The sequence below is a fragment of the Rhizobium album genome, from assembly GCF_003122325.1.
GTDB classification, from domain to species: domain Bacteria; phylum Pseudomonadota; class Alphaproteobacteria; order Rhizobiales; family Rhizobiaceae; genus Metarhizobium; species Metarhizobium album.
Genome location: NZ_QFBC01000015.1, coordinates 28747 through 48444 on the forward strand (window position 1 = coordinate 28747; position 19698 = coordinate 48444).

Genomic DNA, 19698 nt, shown 5'->3' on the forward strand with positions numbered 1-19698 from the left:
TAGGATAATATGATGATATCCCTTCGTGTCGCCGCTCCCTTCACCATCGCGCTTTTGCTTTCGGGTTGCGTCGTGGGCCCCAACCACACGCCGCCCGAAATTGCTCTGCCCGGTAAATTTGCCGAAGGCAGCAAACAATCGAATGGCGACGTTTCTATGGCCGCCTGGTGGTCTGCCTTCAACGACCGCCGGCTGAGCGGCCTTGTCGATAGCGGCCTGGCGCAAAATCTCACGGTTCTGCAGGCGATCGAGCGGATCAACGCTGCGTCGGCCAGCGTCACGGTGGCGGCGTCCAGCGGTCTGCCGAGCCTCAACGCGGGCGCTTCCGAGGAGGTCAGCGGTCAGGGCGGCAAATTGCGCAATCAGAAGGACGTGCGTTCGACGACCTCTGGCGGGCTTTCGCTTTCCTGGCTTCTGGATTTCTTCGGTCAGGTCAAGCGTTCGAAGGAAAGCGCGCAGGCATCGCTCGATGCGGCTTACGCCAATGTGGACGTCGCACGGCTGGCGCTGTTGTCCGATCTCGTCGCGACCTATATCGACGCGCGTTATTATCAGGAACGGATCGAGCTTGCCCGCAAGAACCTGAAGTCTCGCCAGGAAACGCTGGCGCTGACCCGCTTCCAGCTGGAAGCAGGCGCCGCTTCGCGGCTCGACGTCGTGCAGGCCGAAGGCCTCGTCAACTCGACGCTTTCCGACATTCCGGGCCTCGAAACGCAGTTCCGCGTTTCGGTCCATCACATCGCCACACTGCTCGGCCTTCCCGCCTCGACGCTCATCAGCGATATGCAGAAGCCCGCACGCCAGCCGGTGGCCCGCTTCCGGCCACGCGCCGGTGTCCCTGCGGATCTGATCCGCAACCGTCCGGATATCCGCCGCGCGGAACGCGAACTGGCAGCGGCCGTCGCCGATATCGGCGTCGCCGAGGCACAGCTGTACCCGACGATCACGCTCGGCGGTTCGATTTCTCCGTCCTACATCGGGTCCAAGTCGGTCAAGGGCGCGTTGACGAGCTGGTCGTTCGGTCCGAGCCTGAACCTGCCGGTCTTCGACGGCGGTCGGTTGCGCGCCAATGTCGATATCACCGAATCGAATGCCCGCAACCAGTATCTCGCCTGGAAGGCGGCCGTATTGCAGGCAGTCGAGGAGGTCGAAAACGCGCTTGCTGCGGTGTCCCGCGATGCGCGTACGGTCGAGGCGCTCCGCGCCGAAGTGAAGTCCTACGAAGAAGCCCTGCAGCTCTCGACGGCGAGCTATAAGGACGGCGCGTCCTCGCTGCTCGATGTTCTCGACGCGCAGCGGTCGGTCTCCGATGCCCAGGCGCGCTTGGCCCAGGCAGTGCAGCAGATGGCCAAGGATTATGTCTCGCTCAACGTCGCCATCGGCGGCGGTTATGCACCGGAAGCCAAGACGAACTGATCGCGCAGCCATCCGTTGTCGATCCTGCAAGGCGCGGAGCGATCCGCGCCTTTTTCGTACGCCGCTTCGGAACCGAAGTCTTTCTGCAGGCGTTTTGGATTGCAGAAGACAGCAATCCGGAAAGGAAATGCGATGACCGTGACGACGATCGAGCTGAAGATCAGCGATATCCTGGACGATCCGGCCCTGCCGAAGGAAAAGAAGATCGCCAAACTCCAGAAGCTGGAAGAAGAAGCCCGTGCCCTGCAGCGCGCCGCCACCGAAAGCCCGATGGTCGACGACGACGGCTGGCAGAGCGACCTGCGCCTGGTTGAAAAGGCCTTGGGGCGACTTGGAGAAGACACCACCAAGACGGGTGCCGCGACGCTGTAGGAGTTTCCGGATCGAATACCTGTGAAATCAGGGTCGGTGCTGCTTCTGCGCCGGCCTTTTTATTTGAGTGGCAGCCGGGCGGCGAGAAGCTCACGCGTATAGGCCTGCCGCGGACGCTCGAACACGTCTTCCACGGTGCCCGTTTCGACGATGCGTCCGTGGCGCATGACAGTCACCTGATCGGCAATCGCTTCGACGACGGCCAGGTCGTGGCTGATGAAGAGAAACGCCGTGCCGAACTTTTCACGCATATCCATGATGAGGTTGAGAACCTGCGCCTGCACCGACAGGTCGAGCGCCGAGACGGGCTCGTCGGCGACCACCAGTTTTGGCCGGGTGATCAGCGCCCGGGCAAAAGCGATGCGTTGCCGCTGACCGCCGGAAAATTCGTGCGGAAAGCGATCGACGGCATCGGCCGAAAGGCCGACCTGGGCGAGACTATCGACGACCTTTTGCCGGATCTCGTCGCTGCGCGGTTTCTGTTCCAGCACATGCAACGGCTCGGCGACGATCCGTGCCACCGTGTAACGCGGATCGAGGGACGCCAGCGGGTCCTGGAACACCATCTGGAAATCGCGGCGGCGGCGTTTCAAGACCCTGGCGGGCAGGGAGAACAACGACCGGCCTTCGAGGAGGATATCGCCGGATGTCGGACGGTCGAGCGCCATGACGATCCGCGCCAACGTCGATTTGCCCGAGCCGCTTTCTCCGACCAGCCCGTGAATGCTGCCGGCCGAAACGGAAAACGAGACATTGTCGAGCGCCGTGAAGGGTGGGTCGAGGCCGAAGGGCGCTCGGCCGCCATAGACGCGGGTGATGCCGCGGATGTCGAGAAGGGCCATCATACGCTCTCCGTCGTGAGGGCGCGCAGACAGCGCACGCCCCTCGCGGCGCCGAAGGCCCGCCAGGCCGGCTCGTCCTGCGAACATTGGGGGATCTCATCCGCACAGCGTCCGGCAAAACGGCAACCGGGCGGCAGGTGGGCAAGGGACGGCACGGTGCCGGGAATGCTCGCCATGCGGCGGCCTCTTCCCGTCCGGCCGGGCAGCGCGGCCAGCAGGCCGCGCGTGTAAGGATTGTGGGGATCGCCAAGGACATCGGCAGTCTCGCCTGCCTCCATCCTCGTTCCGGCATACAGCACCAGCATCCGGCTTGCCATGTGGGCGACGACGCCGAGATTGTGGCTGACCAGCATCAGCGCCACGCCTTTCTCGCGGACGAACTCCGTCAGGATGCCAAGCACCTCCTGCTGCACCGTGGCATCGAGCGCCGTTGTCGGTTCGTCGGCGATCAGCAGTTCCGGTTCGAGCGCCAGGGCGATGGCGATGCCGACACGCTGGCGCTGCCCGCCGGACAGCTCATGCGGATAATCGTCCGCCCGCCGGACGGCCTGGTCGATCCTCATCCTGTCGAGCAGTTCGATGGCCTGCCGGCGCGCATCGCGCCAGCCAGTGCCCCGGTGCAGGACGATGCCTTCGGCAATCTGGTCGGCAATCGTCATCGCCGGATTGAGGGCCGCCGTCGGCTCCTGGAAGATCAGGCCGATGCGGCTGCCGCGGATGCGACAGAGGCTTTTGTCGTCGAGGCCGGTCAACGGCTTGCCGTCGAAAAGGATGCTTCCGGACACCGCCGCGCTTTCCGGCAGCAGGCCGATGACGGCAAGCGACAATATCGTCTTTCCCGACCCCGATTCGCCGACGATGCCGAGCGTCTCGCCACGCCCGATGGTAAAGGAAATATCGCTGAGGATCGGCAGCAGCCGGCCATCGGCAAGCCGCAGCGACACCGCAAGATCGTCGACGCGCAGCAGGGGAGCGGATGTCAAGCACGCCCCCTTTGCCTTGGGTCGAGACGGTCGCGCAGTCCATCACCGATCAGGTTGAAGCCGAGCACGGAGAGGGCAACGGCAAGGCCAGGCAGGACGGCGAGCCAGGGGGCAGCGCGCAAAAAGGTCTGCGATTCCGCCAGCATCCGCCCCCAGCTGGGAGCCGGCGGCGGCAAGCCGAGGCCGAGGAAGCTGAGGCCGGCCTCCGTCAGGATCGCCAGCCCCAGCTGGATCGTCACCTGCACGATAATCGGCCCGACGATGTTGGGCAACACATGCTGCCACGATATCAGCAGGGGTCCCTTGCCGGCAGCCCGGGCGGCGAGGATGAAGTCGCGCGTCCAGATCTGCCGCGCCGCGCCGACGGTGATACGCGTAAACACCGGCACCATGAAGGTGGCGATCGCAAAAATGGCCGTCCAGCGGCCCGGCCCGATGAAGGCGCCGAGCATCATCGCCGAGAGAATCGGCGGCACGGCGAAGATCACGTCGCAGCCGCGCATGGTGACGGTTTCCAGAACTCCCCGCCATGCGGCGACGGCAAGCCCGATGACCACGCCGATGCCGGCGCCGAGGGCGACGGCGAACAAAGCGATCGACAGGGAATTCCATGCCCCGGCCATCAGCATCGACAGAACATCGCGGCCATACTGGTCCGTGCCGAGCAGCCCGACCTCGAAGGGAGGCTTGAGTTTTTGCATGATCTGCATCTTCGACGGCGGGAAGGGCGTCCAGACGAGCGAGACAAGGGCGACGCCGGCCAGAAGCAGGATGAGCGTCAGCCCGGTTGCCAGCGGGCCATGGCGCCGCAGCCGAAAGCCTGTGGTCCCCCTCGTGGCCGGGCCGGCGCCGCTCATGAAAACGCCTTTCCGCTACGCAAGCGCGGATCGAGCCAGAGATAGGAGAGATCCACCGAGAAATTCACCACGATGACCAGGGCGGCGAAGAACAGCACGACGTCCTGCATCACGATGATATCCCGTTGTGACAACGCCTGATAGGCGAGCCGCCCGAGGCCCGGCAGGTTGAAGACGTTTTCGATCAGCACTGCGCCGGCGACCAGGAAGGTGAATTGCAGCCCGAGCATGGTCACTACCGGCACCATCGCATTCGGAACGGCATGCCGCCACAGCGCGGCGCGGCGCGAAAGTCCCTTCGCCCGTGCCGCCCGCAAGAAATCTTCGTCGAGGACATCCAGCACTGCCGTTCGGGTGACGCGGGTGAGCACGCTTGCTTGCGGCAGCGCCAGCGCCAGCGCCGGCAGGAGCAAAGCGTGCAAGGCCGCAAAAAAGCCGGCATGCCAGCCGGGAAAACCACCGGCCGGCGTCCAGCCGAGCTGCATGGAAAACAGGAGGATCAAAAGCAGCCCCATCCAGAATGCCGGTACGGCAATGCCGGCCTGGGCAAACAGCGTGGCGGCAAGGTCGACCAGGCCGTTGCGCTTCGCCGCGGCGGTCACGCCGAGCGGCACGGCGATGAGCACGGACAGCAGAATCGCCATTGCCGCAAGCGGCAGGGTTACGGCCAGCCTTTCGGTTATCAATCCGGCGACGGGCACGCCATAGGTATGCGATCGGCCGAGATCGCCTTGCAGCACGCCGCCGAGCCACTGCAGATACCGTAGCAGCAGCGGTTGATCGAGGCCAAGTTGTTGCCGCAGAGCGGCCAATGTGTCGGCGCTGGCCGAGGTGCCGAGCATGATTGCCGCCGGATCGCCCGGCAGCAGCGCCATTACCAGGAATATCAGCGCCGAGACGGCAAGAAGCGTCAGCAGCAGCCCGACCAGCCGGCGTATCATCAGGATGATCATGCCGGCCCGCCATGGGTCTTGCCGTACCGCGTGCCGCTCATTCCGTCCAATAGACCTCCGCAAGCACGTTGGAAGGAATGGGTTCGTCCTCCCACAGGCCTTTCAGCCGCTTGTCCCAGACGCCGAGCTTCGGCATGACGAACAGGAACAGCGCCGGCACGTCGTCGGCGAGGATTTTCTGGGCCTCCTGATAGAACTTGTCCTGCCCCGCGGCATCCGGCGTCTGCTCCACCTGGCGGATCGCCGTGTCGAAAGCCGGATTGCGATAGTTGAAATAATAGGGGTCGCGGGAATAGATATCGATGTCCATCGGTTCGGCATGGGCGACGATGGTCATGTCGTAGTCGCGGCCGGTGAAGACGTCCTGGACCCATTTGGCCGGAAATTCGGTCGGCTCGATGATCATCGTCACGCCAACCTCCGCCAGCAGCGCCTGCATGACTTCCGCCGTACGTGCCGCATAGGACATTTGCGGCGCCTTGATCGTGAAGCTGAAGCCGTTGGGGTAACCCGCCTCGGCCAGCAGTGCTCTGGCCTTCTCCGGATCATAGGGATAGACGCCGGTGAGATCGACATAGGCACGGTCGTTCGGCGTGTAATGGCTGCCGATCGGCGTTCCGAAACCCGACCATGCCCCTTCGATGATCGTCGTGCGATCGAGCGCCATCATCAGCGCTTGGCGCACCCGCTTGTCGTCGAAAGGCTTGCGGCTGTTGTTCATGCCCGCCACCACCTTGAGTTCCGTATCTCCGACGACTGTCATCAGCCGTTCGTCGCCATCGAAGGAACTCATCAGTTCGGGGGCGCCGAATTCCGGAAACGCATCGACATCGCCGGAAACCAGTGCGGCGGATTGCGCCTGCGGATCGCCGATGAAACGGAAGGTGACGGTTTCGAGCTTGACCGAAATTTCCCTGTTCCAATAGCCGGGATTGCGCTTCAGCTCGACCCGGTCTCCCTTGGCCCAGCGAACGAAGACGAACGGGCCGGTGCCGACCGGCGTCGTCTTGTTGTTCGCAGCACTTTTTTCGCCGACGATCACCGAAGACGGCCAGGCGAGCCAGTAGAGCAGGCTGCCGGCCGGCTGCTTCAGGCGGATCACCAGCGTTTGCGGGTCTTCCGCTTCGACGGTATCGACCGAAGCGAAGAACCGTTTCTGCGGATTGACCGAATCGGCGGCGCGGGCGCGATCGATCGATGCCTTGGCGACGCTGGCGGTGAAGGCCTCGCCGTCATGGAAGGTGACGCCGCTGCGCAACGAGAAGCGGTAGGTCAGCCCATCGGGGGAGATTTCCCAGGACGAGGCGAGCTGCGGCTTGATCTTGCCGTCCCGATCGATGGTCACGAGGCCCTCGAAAATGTTCTGCCAGGTGACCTGGCCGATGGCGACGGGTGCCGCGATCGTCGGGTCGAGCCCGGCGGGCTCGATGGTCATGCCGATGGCAAGATCGGTGCGCGGCGCGGCTGCGGCCATCGTCGTCAGCAGCAAGCAAAGGATGGCGGTGGCGGAAACCAGAACTTCCGAGATCGACCGAACAAAACGTGCCATTCAACCTGTCCATCTGCTCATCGACGTATCTTCGGGGAAATACTGTCATTTCAAGGCGGAAGAGACAACGGCGAATGCAACGCCGGCCGCTTTGTCCCCACGTCAGAAGTCGAAGGGGTGTTGCGCGCCGAACCGGTCGCGCCAGGCGGGCTGGCTGCCGGCGTGGGGCAGGGCGCTGGCGGTGAAAACGCCGCGGGCGATGGCGCACGCCATCACGGCTGTTGCCGCGTGGCACAAGGCAAGGAAATCCGCCATGCCGTCGATGGGGCGCCGGCCGGTCGCCGCGGAAAACACCGTGTCGCCGTCGAGCGGCAGGTGGGCCGGCAGGATCGCCCGGGCAAGGCCGTCATGGGCGGTGATCGACAGGCGGTGGACCTGTGCCTTGGTCAGCACCGCATCCGTCACCACGACGGCGATGGTTGTGGCCGTCGTCGAGGCCCCCTTGATCTGCATCGCCGTGTCGGCCGGATCGAATCGCTGCGGCATGCCGAGGCCGCCGAATTCATTGTCGCGCTCGAAGGGGGCTGCCCAGAACTGAGCACCGGTGCCGATCGTCGCCGAGCCGAGCGCGTTGACGACCGCAAGCGCGGCGACGACATGGCCGCTCCCGGTGCGGACGCTGGCCGAGCCCAGGCCGCCCTTGAGCGTTGCCGTGGTGGCGCCTGTGCCGGCGCCGACGGTGCCGAGGGCAAAATCGCCGGTACGGGCCGCGGTGAAGGCGGCATAACCGAGGTCGCGATAGGGGGAGTGCAGGCCCCAATCCTTGTTGCCGCCGTTGAGCAGGTCCATGACGATCGCCTGCGGCACGATGGGCACGCGGACATTGCCGACCGGAAAACCGCGGCCCGCTTCGCGCAGCCCGGCCTGCACGCCGCCGGCCGCATCGAGGCCGAAGGCCGAGCCGCCGGACAGCACGAAGGCATCGACCTCGCTGACGGTCATGGCCGGGTCGAGAAGATCGGTATCGCGGCCGCCGGGTGCCCCGCCGAGCACGCTGCCGGACGCGGTGGCCGGCCTGTCGAAGACGATGGCCGTGACGCCGGAACCGAGCGTCAGGTCGGTGGCATGGCCGACGGAGACACCCTCGACATCGGTGATAAGATTATGCAATGCGCTCAAGATGCTGTCTCCCGCTCCAAGGCCTGTGGCGATCCTTCGGATTCGCCGCTCACGCTATGTTTTGCAGCATGTCATGACCGCAAAACCGCCAGGCATTTTTGCGCGAAATGCTGCAGGCCCCATACCGGCCTTCGATCGGGAGGATCATTGCGATATCGAGCGCCGATGGAAAGCCTTTCCGGCTCTCCATTCACGTCTTTCTTGCGTCACGCCTGCCGATAGACGCAATCGCCGCCGATCCAGGTGCTCTGCATGTCGAGATCGGGCGTCAGGACAACGAAGCTGGCATGCTGCCCGGCTTTCAGGCTGCCGTAGCGATCCTGCAGGCCGACGGCTTCGGCCGGATAGAGGCTTGCCATGCGCAAGGCCTCGTCCAGCGACAGTCCAAGCTTTTCGTGGATGAAGCGCATCGACGACAGCATGTCGATATCGGCGCCGGCCAATGTCCCGTCCGCCAGCGTCAGCCGTCCGCCCTCGCGCAAAATTTCCCGGCCGTTGAGCGTAAAACTCTTCAGCTCCGTGCCGATGGTCGACATGGCGTCGGTGACCAGGAAGATCTTTCCCGGTCCCTTCTTGCCCCGCAGCGCGATACCGATCGAGGCTGGATCGACATGGAAGCCGTCGGCGATCAGGCCGGCGAACAGCGATGCGGTTTCCAGCGCCGCGCCGACGACGCCCGGCTGGCGGTGGCCGAGCGGGCTCATGGCGTTGAACAGATGTGTCACCATGCGGGCACCGGCCGCCGCGTAGGAGACGGCGGTGTCGTAGGTGGTATCCGTGTGGCCGAGGCTGACGATGAAGCCGGCCGCAGCCAGCTTTTCCACCTGGGCGATGGTGACGTTTTCCGCCGCGACGGTGATCAGCAGCGCCTCGAAGCTGCCCTTGCAGGCGAGAAGGCGGTCGAGATCGGTATCGGTCATCGGCCGGATCAGGGCCGGATCGTGCGCACCCTTGCGGGCGAGGGAAAGGTGCGGGCCTTCGAGATGCAGGCCGAGGAAACCCGGAACATGCATCTCCCTGGCCTGCCTGCCGGCGGCGATGGTCGCGGCCGTGATCTCAGGCGTATCGGTGATCAGCGTCGGCAGCAGTGCCGTGGTGCCGAACCTGGCGTGCGCGGCGCAGATCTGCCGGATGCCGTCCACCGTCGGTTCGCTGTTCAGCATGACGCCGCCGCCGCCATTGACCTGCAGGTCGATGAAGCCGGGGACGAGAAGGCTGCCTACGGCATCGACACGCTCCGCATCTGCGGGAAGGTCGGTTGCTACAGCCAGCGACTCGATGAGGCCGTTGGAAAAGACGAGCGCCTTGTCTTCGTGCCAGTTTTGGCCGTCGAAGATGCGCGCGCCGGTGATTGCCGTCCTGCTCATCGGGTTTCGGTCACTTTCTTCAGCGCTGCGGGGGCATCCGGGTTGAAGCCGCGCGAACGCGACCAGGCCTCGACGAAACCATAGAACGGCAGGATCAGCGCCAGAGCGTCGGTCAGCGGATGGCCGGTGGCGACGAAGGGCAACGGCCGGGCCTTCTTGACTTTGTCCGATGTCGCGAAAACCAGGCCGCCCTTGTCGGCAAGGCTGTCGGCGATATCGGTGACCGAGCCTTCGGCGGCATCGCGGGCCGCAAAGGTGATGACGGGGAAGTTGGAGCTGACCAGCGCGACGGGGCCGTGCAGCACTTCCGCAGCCGAATAGGCCTCGGCATGCACTTCCGACGTTTCCTTGAATTTCAGCGCCGCTTCGCCGGCAATGGCGAGCGCCGGGCCGCGGCCCAGCATGTAAAGCGATTCCGCTCCGGCCAGCGCCAAAGCGAGTTCGTCCCATTCGAGTTCGACGGCGCGCTGCAGGTGGCCCGGCAGTTCGGCGACGGCGCGGCGCAGCTCATCGTCATTGGTCCATTCGGCCAGAACGGCAAGACCGGCGACGACGGAGTTGACGTAGGATTTTGTCGCGGCGACGGCGAGTTCCGGCCCGGCGCAGATATCCAGCGCATGCAAGCAGGCCGATGCCATCGGCGAGGGCAGGGTGTTGGTAAGCGCGATGGTGACGGCGCCGGCATCGGTGGCCGCCTGCGCCATGGAGACGATGTCGGGGCTCTTGCCGGATTGCGAAATGGCGATCGCCGCCCCGCCCGCCAGCTTCAGGTTGGTCTTGTAGATGGAGGCGAGCGACGGGCCGAGCGAGGCGACGGGCCGGCCGGCCTGCAGTTCCACCGCGTATTTGATGAAGTGGGCGGCGTGGTCGGAAGAGCCGCGGGCGATGGTGATCAGGAAGGCCGGATCCTTTTCGCGCAGCGCCCGGCCGGCCGCGGCCAGCACCGGCGCCGAGTTGTCGAGCAGGCGGGCGACGGCCTGGGGGATTTCACCGATCTCGCGGCTCATATGGGTTTGCATCGTCATGCCTTTCATTCAGTTGATCATGAATCGGCGAGGGTCATCTCGGCGACGAAATCATAGGCGTCTCCCCGATAGAGAGAGCGGGTGACCTCCACCACGCGGCCCGATTTCAAATAGGAAATACGTTCGATCGACAGGCCGGCAGCACCCACCGGCATGGCAAGCAGCGCCGCATCGGCGTTCTGGAGGTTGCAGGCCGAAATCCGCTGCATGGCCCGCACCGGCCGCACGCCGCTCTTTTCCAGTTCGGCATACAGCGAGCCGCTGACGGCCTGCGGATCGGGAAGGATATCCGGCGGCAGGCTCGCCCGCTCGATTGCCATCGGCATGTCGTTGGCAAGCCGCAGGCGGCCGAGCCGGGCGACGGAGGCAACGGCCCCCAGGCCGAGCATCATGATCTCGTCCGGCGAGGGCGTAAACAGGTCGCGCTCCAGCCACTCCGACCGGGTGACGAAACCGCGCCGCGCCATGTCTTCGGTAAACGAGGTCAGCTGCGACAGGGGCTGCTGCACACGCGAAACGGGCTTGACGACGAAGGTGCCAGAGCCGTGGCGGCGCAGCAGCAGGCCGTCTTTCACCAGATCGTCGACGGCCTTGCGTACGGTGACGCGGCTGACGCTGGCGTAGTCGGCAAGGTCGCGTTCCGCCGGCAATGCGTCGCCGTGGCCGAGGCGGCCGGTGCGGATGGCGTCTTCCAGCGTCTGGCGCAGCTTGAGGTAAAGCGGCCCGGTGCCTGCCCCGGGGAAACCGTCGAGCGGCAGGAGGGCAGTCAGCGCCTGGCTCATGACGTTACCTCTGCTGCGGCGAAACGGGCGGCGGCAAGTGCGACAGCGCCGGTCAGGGCATCGGCGAGCGGTTGGCCGACACGCGAGGCGTGGCGCTCGGCAATATAAGGAATGTAGAGTTTCGCCAGGCCGCCGAGGAGACAGAGACCGTCATCCGGCCCGGTCAGTCTCGCAACCGTATCGAGGGCCTCGTCGATCGTGGCTGCGGCGGCGCGAATGATCGACAGCGCCGTGGCATCGTGCCGTTCGGCGTGATCGAAGACCGTCGGGGCATAACGGCCGAAGTCTCCGGGATGGGCGGCGCGGGCGAACTCGACGATCCGCCCCGGATCGTTGCCGAATTCGTCCAGCAGCGCGCGTGTCAGCGCGGTTTTTTCATGGATGCCGTCATGGGCCAACAGGCATTCCTGCAATGCCGCATGCCCGAGACGGGCGCCGCTGCCGAGATCGCCGACGGCAAAACCCCAGCCGCCAAGATACCGCACGGCTTCGGCCTGGCGGATGATGTAGAGCGTTCCCGTTCCGAGAATACCAACTGCGCCATCCCGGTCTCCGAGCGCGCCCTGCAAGGCGATCAGTCCGTCGGATTCGATGGCAGCGCGGGCGAAGGGAAGGCGGGCGCGGACATAATGCACCGCCTCGCCGACATTGTGGCCGGCAACGCCGACCAGCGCGGCCGCCGAGACAATATGACGCTCGTCGATACCGGCCTCACGGAAGGCGCCTTGGGTGGCGGCAAGGATATTGGCGAGCGCCGTATCCGGATCGGTGAGGATATTGGCGGCGCCGCTCTTGCCGCGTCCGAGGATAAAGCCGTCGCGGGCAGCCACAGCCGCCCGGCAACTGGTGCCTCCACCATCTATACCCACGATAAAATCCGGCATGACCTACCTCCGCGGCGGGATAATACCAAAAAAGAACCATTAACCAAGGGCGTTTTGGTCCGGTCTTTTAAAAAAACTTAATAATATGTTTTTAAACGATTTATTCGCTTCCGATCTTATGTTGGTCCGCTGTTTGCGCAAAAACGTAAATTTGCCGCTGGACAATTGGTATTTTTTTGGCATTCTCACGACAAAGGGGAACAACCGGACAGCCAAGCCTGCCGACCATGCACCAGAATGCCGGAAAATCAAAGGTATCTCGTGCGGACCTGTTCTCCTGAAAACACGATACCGGTCCTGCGCCGGCAAAGGCGCGGACAAAAACGACAGGGTTTCAGGGGCGTCATAGTGGCGTTCCGGAAGAGGGAGAACAGAATGACCCGCATTATGAAGGCATTGCTCGTCACCACGAGCATTCTGGGCGTCACCGGCATTGCGCATGCAGAGGATGTGACGCTGACCATCGAAAGCTGGCGCAACGACGACCTGTCGATCTGGCAGGAAAAACTCATTCCTGCGTTCGAAGCGAAGAACCCCGGTATCAAGGTGGTCTTCTCGCCGACCGCACCGACCGAATACAATGCCGCTCTGAACGCCAAGCTCGATGCCGGTTCCGCCGGCGACCTGATCACCTGCCGTCCGTTCGACGCCTCGCTCGAACTCTACAACAAAAAGCATCTTGCCGACCTGACCTCGCTCGCCGGCATGGAAAACTTCTCGCCGGTCGCCAAATCCGCCTGGACGACGGACGACGGTTCGGCAACCTTCTGCGTACCGATGGCTTCGGTCATCCACGGCTTCATCTATAACAAGGATGCCTTCGACAAGCTCGGCATCGCCGTTCCGACGACCGAAGACGAATTCTTCGCCGCGCTCGACAAGATCAAGGCCGACGGCACCTATGTTCCGATGGCCATGGGCACGAAGGATCTCTGGGAAGCCGCGACCATGGGCTACCAGAATATCGGCCCGACCTACTGGAAGGGTGAAGAGGGTCGCGCCGCCCTGATCAAGGGCGAGCAGAAGCTGACCGACGCCGGCTGGGTCGAGCCCTACAGGGTTCTCGCCAAGTGGAAGGATTATCTCGGCGACGGCTTCGAAGCCCAGACCTATCCGGACAGCCAGAACCTGTTCACGCTCGGCCGCGCGGCGATCTATCCGGCCGGTTCGTGGGAAATCGGTCTCTTCAACAGCCAGGCCGATTTCAAGATGGGCGCCTTCCCGCCGCCGGTAAAGGCTGCCGGCGATACGTGCTACATCTCCGACCACAACGACATCGGTGTCGGCCTCAATGCCAAGAGCGCCCATGCGGAAGAAGCCAAGAAGCTGCTTTCGTGGATCGCTTCGCCGGAATTCGCCGACATCTACGCCAATTCGCTGCCGGGCTTCTTCAGCCTGAACTCGACGGCTGTGAAGATGGCCGATCCGCTGGCGCAGGAATTCGTTTCCTGGCGTGAAAAGTGCAAGCCGACGATCCGTTCGACCTACCAGATCCTGTCGCGCGGCACGCCGAACCTCGAAAACGAGACCTGGGTGGAATCCGCCAACGTCATCAACGGCACGGATACGCCGGAAGTTGCCGGCGAAAAGCTCCAGAAAGGCCTCGACAGCTGGTACAAGCCCGCGAAGTGATGTGAGTTGAGGGAGCGTCATCGCTCTCTTGCAACTTTGGCATCGGCCGCTCTGCCCCTCGCCCTAATCCTCTCCCCACTTGCGGGGAGAGGGGACTTGCCACACGCAACGTCGAGTGTGGCGAAATGGGTGCAGCATATCTCCTTCTCCCCGTCATGCGGGGAGAAGGGTCCGCAGGACGCAGGCGGATGAGGGGCTTACGCCATCCGACAAAACAAACCCGATCCACCACTTGCTTTCCTATTTCAATCGACGCCGAAGGCGATTTGCTGTTTGGTATAGGCAAGCCAAGTTTCCCCGTCCGTAGGCGGCGCCGAAGACATCCGTGGCGCGAGAATGCCGCATGTCCGGCCCGCGGGGGCAATGGACGACACGAAGATCCGAACAATGGACCGAACCATGAGCGCAACCGATCACAGCGATCCAGACCTACCCACGATCAAGCGGCCGTTCCGCTGGCATATCGTCGTCTTCCTGGCGCCGGCCGTCATCGTCTATTCGGCGATCATGATCCTGCCGCTGATCGAAACCTTGCGGCTGTCGCTTTTCAATACGGTCGAAGGCCAGTCGGTCTTTGTCGGGCTCGGCAACTTCTCGACCCTGTTCGGCGACGACCGCTGGGCCGCGAGCTTCTGGAATGCTTTGAAGAACAACCTGATTTTCTTCGCCATCCACATGGTGGTGCAGAATCCGATCGGGGTAGCGCTCGCCGCCATGCTGTCGATCCCGAAGCTGCGTTTCGTCAGCTTCTACCGCACGGCGATCTTCCTGCCGACGCTGCTTTCTTTCGTCATCGTCGGCTTCATCTGGAAGCTCATTCTCTCGCCGCTCTGGGGCGTGGCGCCGTGGATGATGGATCTGGTCGGCCTCAAGGCGCTGTTTTCGCCCTGGCTCGGCAAGCCCGGTTCGGCGCTGATCGCCGTGTCGCTGATCTCCGTCTGGCAATATGTCGGCATCCCGATGATGCTGATCTATGCGGCCCTGCTCAACATCCCCGACGAGGTGATCGAGGCGGCGGAATGCGACGGCATCACCGGCTGGAGCCAGTTCTGGAAGATCAAGCTGCCGCTGATCCTGCCGGCCATCGGTATCATCTCGATCCTGACCTTCGTCGGCAATTTTAACGCCTTCGACCTGATCTACACCGTGCAGGGGGCGCTTGCCGGACCCGACGGCTCGACGGACATCCTCGGCACGTTGCTTTACCGCACCTTCTTCGGCTTCCAGCTGCAACTGGGCGACCGCTCCATGGGTGCGACGATCGCCACGGTGATGTTCCTGATCATCCTCGCCGGCGTGTCCTTCTATCTCTTCATCATCCAGCGGCGCATGCGTCGCTACCAGTTCTGAGGAGGATCTCGTGGCCAAGGCGACCCAATCCCCCATCCGTTCGGGCTTCGTGCATCTGGCGCTGATCGCCTACACGCTGATCGCGCTGTTTCCGGTGTTCCTGACGATCATCAACTCGTTCAAGGCGAAGAACGCCATCTTCCGCGAGCCGATGGCGGTTCCGACCCCTTCGACCTTCAGCCTGGTCGGCTACGAGACGGTGCTGAAGCAGGGCGATTTCCTGCTCTATTTCCAGAACAGTTTTGTCGTCACGGTGGTGTCGATCTTCTTCGTGCTGCTGTTCGGCGCCATGGCGGCCTTCGCGCTCTCCGAATACCGCTTCCGCGGCAATACGGCGATGGGGCTTTACCTCGCCATCGGCATCATGATCCCGATCCGTCTCGGCACGGTCGCCATCCTGCAGGGCATGGTCGCGGCAAACCTCGTCAACACGCTGACGGCGCTGATCCTCGTCTATACGGCGCAGGGCCTGCCGCTCGCCATCTTCATCCTGTCGGAATTCATGCGCACCGTCTCCGACGACCTGAAGAACGCCGGGCGCATCGACGGGCTGTCGGAATATGCGATCTTCTTCCGCCTGGTGCTGCCGCTCGTGCGGCCGGCGATGGCGACGGTCGCCGTCTTCACCATGATCCCGATCTGGAACGACCTGTGGTTCCCGCTGATCCTCGCCCCCGGTGAATCGACCAAGACGGTCACACTCGGTTCGCAGATGTTCATCGGCCAGTTCGTCACCAACTGGAACGCCGTGCTGGCGGCCCTGTCGCTGGCGATCTTCCCGGTCCTCGTCCTTTACGTCATCTTCTCGCGGCAGCTGATCCGCGGCATCACAGCAGGAGCAGTCAAGTGAGTTCGCAAAACCCCGTTCGCGTCCTTGTCGCCGGCCTCGGCAATATGGGCCGCAGCCATGCGCTCGCCTACCATAACGATCCCGGCTTCGAGATCGTCGGCCTCGTCAACCGTTCGCAGGTCGCCCTGCCGGAAGAGCTGCAGGGCTACACGATCCATCCGGATTTTTCGGCGGCGCTCGCCGAACTGAAGCCCGATCTCGCCTCGATCTGCACCTATTCGGACAGCCATGCCGACTACGCCGTCGCCGCCTTCGAGGCCGGCTGCCACGTCTTCGTCGAAAAGCCGCTGGCGACGACGGTTGCCGATGCCGAGCGTGTCGTCGCTGCCGCCAAGAAGGCCGGCCGCAAGCTGGTGATCGGTTACATTCTTCGCCACCATCCCTCCTGGGTGCGGTTGATCGCCGAAGCCCGCAAGCTCGGACCGCCTTACGTCTTCCGCATGAACCTCAACCAGCAGTCCAGCGGCCCGACCTGGGAAACCCACAAGGCGCTGATGCAGACCACCTCGCCGATCGTCGATTGCGGCGTGCATTATGTCGATGTCATGTGCCAGATCACCGATGCCAAGCCGGTGCAGGTGCGCGGCATGGGCCTGCGCCTCTCCGACGAGGTGAAGTCGGACATGTACAATTACGGCCACCTGCAGGTGATGTTCGAGGACGGCTCGGTCGGCTGGTACGAGGCCGGCTGGGGGCCGATGATTTCCGAAACCGCCTTCTTCGTGAAGGACGTCATGTCGCCGAAGGGCTCGGTCTCCATCGTCATGGACCCGAACGCCAAGTCCGACGATATCGACACGCACACGAAAACTGCCGTCATCCGGGTCCATTCGGCCGAAACCGGGCCGAATGGCCGCTTCCTCAAACCCGACGAGGACCTGGCCATGGCCGGCGAACCGGGGCATCAGGATCTCTGCGACCTCGAACAGGCCTACGTCCTGAGGGCGATCCGCGAGGATATCGATCTCACCCGCCATATGGACGATGCGGTTCAATCCTTGCGCATCTGCCTTGCCGCGGATGAAAGTGTCCGCACCGGCGCACCGGTCATCTTGTAAGGGATCAGCGACTTTGGGCTCTCTCCAACTGAAATCCATCCGCAAGGCTTTTGGCACCCACGAAGTGCTGAAGGGCATCGACCTCGACGTCACCGATGGCGAATTCGTCATCTTCGTCGGCCCCTCTGGCTGCGGCAAATCCACGCTGCTGCGCGTCATCGCCGGGCTTGAGGACGCAACGCAGGGCAGCATCCGCATCGACGGCCAGGAGGTGGCGACGGTGCCGCCGGCCAAGCGCGGCATCGCCATGGTCTTCCAGTCCTACGCGCTCTATCCGCACCTGACGGTGAAGGACAATATGGGCCTCGGCCTCAAGCAGGCCGGTGCGCCGGCGCAGGAGATCGAAACGCGGGTTTCCAAGGCATCGAAGATGCTTTCGCTCGATCCCTATCTCGCCCGCCGACCGGCCGAGCTTTCCGGCGGCCAGCGCCAGCGCGTCGCCATCGGCCGCGCCATCGTCCGCGAGCCGAAACTCTTCCTGTTCGACGAACCGCTGTCGAATCTCGATGCGGCGCTGCGCGTCCAGACCCGCCTGGAGATCGCCCGCCTGCACCGCGAGCTGAAAGCGACGATGATCTACGTCACCCATGACCAGGTGGAAGCGATGACGCTGGCCGACAAGATCGTCGTGCTCAGCGCCGGCGCCATCGAGCAGGTCGGTTCGCCGATGGAGCTTTATAACCATCCGGCCAATGTCTTCGTCGCCGGTTTCATCGGTTCGCCACAGATGAACTTCATCGATGCCGGCAAGCTCGGCGAGAGCGGCGCCAAGACCGTCGGCATCCGCCCCGAGCACATCGCGTTGTCGCGCGAAAGCGGCGACTGGAAGGGCAAGGTGGTCCACGTCGAACATCTCGGCGCCGATACCATCGTCTACATGGAGACGGAGGCGACCGGCCTCTTGACGGTGCGCCTGTTCGGCGAGCATCAGTATGCGACCGACGACGTGGTTTTCGCCACGCCGGACCGCAATTCCATGCATCGCTTCGATGCCAACGACCGGGCAATCCGGTAACGGGAAACGATGATCCTCTGTTTCGATATCGGCGGCACCGCCATCAAGGGTGCCGTCGCCCATTCCCCGACGGATGTGCGGACCCTGCCGCGCGTGCCGACGCCGGCGCAGGATTTCGACGCTTTTGTCGGCGTGCTGGCTCGAACTCTGGCAGAGATTGGCGAAAAACCGCACGGCATCGCCATTTCGATCGCCGGCGTCATCGATCCCGAAACCAGGGCTGCCAAGGTTGCCAACATTCCCTGCATCGATGGCCGGCTGCTTGCCGCAGACCTGCAGGCGGCACTGGGGCTGCCGGTGTTGATCGCCAACGACGCGGATTGCCTGGCAGTGGCGGAAGCCGGCGTCGGCGCGGGCCGAGGTCACCGCATCGTCTTCGGCGCCATTCTCGGCACCGGGGTCGGCGGCGGCCTGGTGGTCGACGGACGGCTGGTGAATGCCGAAGGTGGTTTCGCCGGCGAATGGGGGCATGGACCGGCCATCGCCGCTTATGCCGGCACGCCGCCGGTCGCCATTCCGCCCTTTGCCTGTGGCTGCGGCCAGAGGGGTTGCGTCGATACGGTCGGCGGCGCCCGCGGGCTGGAGCGGCTCCACCGCCTCGTTCACGACAAGGATCTGGACAGCGAGCGCATCGTCGCCGACTGGCTGGCCGGCGATGCGGAAGCGGCGCGCACCGTCGGCGTGCTCATCGATCTCGTCAGTTCACCGCTGGCGCTGACGATCAACATCACCGGGGCGACGATCGTACCTGTTGGCGGCGGGCTTTCCAATTGCGAACAACTGCTCGCCGAAATCGACCGCACGGTGCGCAGCCGCACGCTTCGTCGTTTCGATCGGCCATTGGTGGTGCGCGGCACATGCCGCGTCGAACCCGGCCTGATCGGTGCCGCCATCCTCGGCCTGAAGGAGTTTGGCCATGCCTGATATTCTGCTCGAAGTCTGCGTCGATAGCGCGGCCGGCCTGGAGGCTGCCGTTACCGGCGGTGCCGACCGGATCGAATTGTGCAGTGCGCTTGCGCTGGGCGGCCTGACGCCGACGCCCGGGCTGATGCAACGGGCGGCCCGCATGCCGGTTCCGGTCTATGCGATGATCCGCCCGCGCGCCGGTGACTTCATCTATTCCCCGGTCGAACTGGAGATGATGAAAGTCGAGATCGATGCCGTGCGCAGCGCCGGACTTGCCGGTGTCGTCATCGGAGCCAACCGGCCGGACGGTCGGCTGGACCATGCGGCGCTGAAGAGCCTCCTGACGGCGGCCGTGGGGCTGGGAAGCACATTGCATCGCAGCTTCGATCTGGCACCTGACATTGCCGAGGCGGTGGATGTCGCGGCCGATGTCGGGTTCGAACGCATCCTGACATCCGGCGGCGCCCGGACGATCGCGGAGGGAATGGCAGGCATCGAGGACGCGTTCGTCGCCGCACGCGGGCGCGTTTCGATCATGCCGGGGGCCGGCGTGACGTTGGCCACCATCGAAGGGCTGCTGTCGCGGCCGGAGGTGACGGAGGTGCATTCCTCCTGCTCGCGACTTGCCGATATGGCCGACGAAAAACTCCTGGCGTTCGGATTTGCAAGCCCGCAGGCACGTTCAACCGACGCAGCCATGGTGGCCGCCCTGAAGCAGCGGCTCAGGCGCGATTGAGG

General features: G+C 64.0%; 19 protein-coding genes. 9 read left to right on the forward strand and 10 right to left on the reverse strand.

From position 1 onward, the window contains the following. Positions 1 to 12: 12 nt before the first annotated feature. Both DEM27_RS24980 and DEM27_RS24985 read left to right on the forward strand, forming a co-directional pair. Complete coding sequence (locus DEM27_RS24980) at positions 13 to 1416, forward strand: efflux transporter outer membrane subunit (RefSeq protein WP_109460967.1); 1404 nt, start codon at positions 13 to 15, stop codon at positions 1414 to 1416. 132 nt (positions 1417 to 1548) lie between these two features. Further along, the gene (locus DEM27_RS24985) at positions 1549 to 1788 is read left to right on the forward strand and encodes a hypothetical protein (protein WP_109460968.1); all 240 of its coding nucleotides are present in this window, start codon (positions 1549 to 1551) and stop codon (positions 1786 to 1788) included. A 59-nt stretch (positions 1789 to 1847) separates the two neighbouring features. Here the strand turns inward: DEM27_RS24985 and DEM27_RS24990 are convergent, their stop codons facing one another. The 10 genes from DEM27_RS24990 to DEM27_RS25035 form a co-directional block, all read right to left on the reverse strand. Then, positions 1848 to 2633: an ATP-binding cassette domain-containing protein gene (locus tag DEM27_RS24990; protein WP_109460969.1), complete on the reverse strand. Its 786-nt coding sequence runs from the start codon at positions 2631 to 2633 to the stop codon at positions 1848 to 1850. Continuing rightward, complete coding sequence (locus DEM27_RS24995; RefSeq protein WP_109460970.1) at positions 2630 to 3613, reverse strand: ABC transporter ATP-binding protein; 984 nt, start codon at positions 3611 to 3613, stop codon at positions 2630 to 2632. The genes DEM27_RS24990 and DEM27_RS24995 overlap by 4 nt, the downstream gene beginning before the upstream one ends. Beyond that, a complete protein-coding gene (locus DEM27_RS25000; protein WP_109460971.1) occupies positions 3610 to 4470 on the reverse strand; it encodes an ABC transporter permease in 861 nt (286 codons plus the stop codon). The genes DEM27_RS24995 and DEM27_RS25000 overlap by 4 nt, the downstream gene beginning before the upstream one ends. Further along, positions 4467 to 5423: an ABC transporter permease gene (locus DEM27_RS25005; RefSeq protein ID WP_109460972.1), complete on the reverse strand. Its 957-nt coding sequence runs from the start codon at positions 5421 to 5423 to the stop codon at positions 4467 to 4469. The genes DEM27_RS25000 and DEM27_RS25005 overlap by 4 nt, the downstream gene beginning before the upstream one ends. 37 nt (positions 5424 to 5460) lie before the next feature. Then, positions 5461 to 6972, reverse strand: coding sequence for an ABC transporter substrate-binding protein (locus DEM27_RS25010; protein ID WP_109460973.1), 1512 nt, complete (start codon positions 6970 to 6972; stop codon positions 5461 to 5463). Positions 6973 to 7074: 102 nt separating this feature from the next. Next, a complete protein-coding gene (locus tag DEM27_RS25015) occupies positions 7075 to 8091 on the reverse strand; it encodes a P1 family peptidase (protein WP_109460974.1) in 1017 nt (338 codons plus the stop codon). A gap of 206 nt (positions 8092 to 8297) precedes the next feature. Then, the gene (nagA, locus tag DEM27_RS25020; protein ID WP_109460975.1) at positions 8298 to 9458 is read right to left on the reverse strand and encodes an N-acetylglucosamine-6-phosphate deacetylase; all 1161 of its coding nucleotides are present in this window, start codon (positions 9456 to 9458) and stop codon (positions 8298 to 8300) included. Next, positions 9455 to 10477: an SIS domain-containing protein gene (locus tag DEM27_RS25025; RefSeq protein WP_109461075.1), complete on the reverse strand. Its 1023-nt coding sequence runs from the start codon at positions 10475 to 10477 to the stop codon at positions 9455 to 9457. Before DEM27_RS25025 ends, nagA begins: the two co-directional genes overlap by 4 nt. Positions 10478 to 10500: 23 nt before the next feature. Next, a complete protein-coding gene (locus DEM27_RS25030; RefSeq protein WP_109460976.1) occupies positions 10501 to 11265 on the reverse strand; it encodes a GntR family transcriptional regulator in 765 nt (254 codons plus the stop codon). After that, a complete protein-coding gene (locus DEM27_RS25035; RefSeq protein ID WP_109460977.1) occupies positions 11262 to 12149 on the reverse strand; it encodes a glucosamine kinase nucleotide-binding domain-containing protein in 888 nt (295 codons plus the stop codon). The genes DEM27_RS25030 and DEM27_RS25035 overlap by 4 nt, the downstream gene beginning before the upstream one ends. A gap of 375 nt (positions 12150 to 12524) precedes the next feature. On the opposite strand from DEM27_RS25035, the gene DEM27_RS25040 reads away from it, so the two are divergent. The 7 genes from DEM27_RS25040 to DEM27_RS25070 all read left to right on the forward strand — a co-directional run bounded on the left by DEM27_RS25040 (position 12525) and on the right by DEM27_RS25070 (position 19696). Then, entirely contained in the window at positions 12525 to 13781 is a 1257-nt protein-coding gene (locus DEM27_RS25040; RefSeq protein WP_109460978.1) for an ABC transporter substrate-binding protein, read from the forward strand. A 399-nt stretch (positions 13782 to 14180) separates the two neighbouring features. Next, positions 14181 to 15131, forward strand: a complete 951-nt coding sequence (locus DEM27_RS25045; RefSeq protein ID WP_109461076.1) for a carbohydrate ABC transporter permease — start codon at positions 14181 to 14183, stop codon at positions 15129 to 15131. Between the two features lie 10 nt (positions 15132 to 15141). Then, on the forward strand, positions 15142 to 15981 hold the full coding sequence (locus tag DEM27_RS25050; RefSeq protein WP_109460979.1) for a carbohydrate ABC transporter permease: 840 nt from the start codon (positions 15142 to 15144) through the stop codon (positions 15979 to 15981). After that, positions 15978 to 17039 (forward strand): Gfo/Idh/MocA family protein, encoded by a 1062-nt coding sequence (locus DEM27_RS25055; protein WP_109460980.1) that lies wholly within the window; start codon positions 15978 to 15980, stop codon positions 17037 to 17039. Before DEM27_RS25050 ends, DEM27_RS25055 begins: the two co-directional genes overlap by 4 nt. Before the next feature lie 13 nt (positions 17040 to 17052). Next, positions 17053 to 18054, forward strand: coding sequence for an ABC transporter ATP-binding protein (locus DEM27_RS25060; protein ID WP_109460981.1), 1002 nt, complete (start codon positions 17053 to 17055; stop codon positions 18052 to 18054). A gap of 9 nt (positions 18055 to 18063) precedes the next feature. Continuing rightward, entirely contained in the window at positions 18064 to 18978 is a 915-nt protein-coding gene (locus DEM27_RS25065; RefSeq protein ID WP_109460982.1) for an ROK family protein, read from the forward strand. After that, complete coding sequence (locus tag DEM27_RS25070; protein WP_109460983.1) at positions 18971 to 19696, forward strand: copper homeostasis protein CutC; 726 nt, start codon at positions 18971 to 18973, stop codon at positions 19694 to 19696. Before DEM27_RS25065 ends, DEM27_RS25070 begins: the two co-directional genes overlap by 8 nt. Positions 19697 to 19698: the final 2 nt, after the last annotated feature.

Bases quoted from the DNA above. Each gene is read 5' to 3' on its own strand.
- DEM27_RS24990 (WP_109460969.1), bottom strand. From the start codon at position 2,633: ATGATGGCCCTTCTCGACATCCGCGGCATCACCCGCGTCTATGGCGGC.
- DEM27_RS25040 (WP_109460978.1), top strand. From the start codon at position 12,525: ATGACCCGCATTATGAAGGCATTGCTCGTCACCACGAGCATTCTGGGC.
- DEM27_RS25010 (WP_109460973.1), bottom strand. From the start codon at position 6,972: ATGGCACGTTTTGTTCGGTCGATCTCGGAAGTTCTGGTTTCCGCCACC.
- DEM27_RS25025 (WP_109461075.1), bottom strand. From the start codon at position 10,477: ATGCAAACCCATATGAGCCGCGAGATCGGTGAAATCCCCCAGGCCGTC.
- DEM27_RS25030 (WP_109460976.1), bottom strand. From the start codon at position 11,265: ATGAGCCAGGCGCTGACTGCCCTCCTGCCGCTCGACGGTTTCCCCGGG.
- DEM27_RS24985 (WP_109460968.1), top strand. From the start codon at position 1,549: ATGACCGTGACGACGATCGAGCTGAAGATCAGCGATATCCTGGACGAT.
- DEM27_RS25045 (WP_109461076.1), top strand. From the start codon at position 14,181: ATGAGCGCAACCGATCACAGCGATCCAGACCTACCCACGATCAAGCGG.
- DEM27_RS25065 (WP_109460982.1), top strand. From the start codon at position 18,064: ATGATCCTCTGTTTCGATATCGGCGGCACCGCCATCAAGGGTGCCGTC.
- DEM27_RS25000 (WP_109460971.1), bottom strand. From the start codon at position 4,470: ATGAGCGGCGCCGGCCCGGCCACGAGGGGGACCACAGGCTTTCGGCTG.
- DEM27_RS25070 (WP_109460983.1), top strand. From the start codon at position 18,971: ATGCCTGATATTCTGCTCGAAGTCTGCGTCGATAGCGCGGCCGGCCTG.
- DEM27_RS25035 (WP_109460977.1), bottom strand. From the start codon at position 12,149: ATGCCGGATTTTATCGTGGGTATAGATGGTGGAGGCACCAGTTGCCGG.
- nagA (WP_109460975.1), bottom strand. From the start codon at position 9,458: ATGAGCAGGACGGCAATCACCGGCGCGCGCATCTTCGACGGCCAAAAC.
- DEM27_RS24980 (WP_109460967.1), top strand. From the start codon at position 13: ATGATATCCCTTCGTGTCGCCGCTCCCTTCACCATCGCGCTTTTGCTT.
- DEM27_RS25005 (WP_109460972.1), bottom strand. From the start codon at position 5,423: ATGATCATCCTGATGATACGCCGGCTGGTCGGGCTGCTGCTGACGCTT.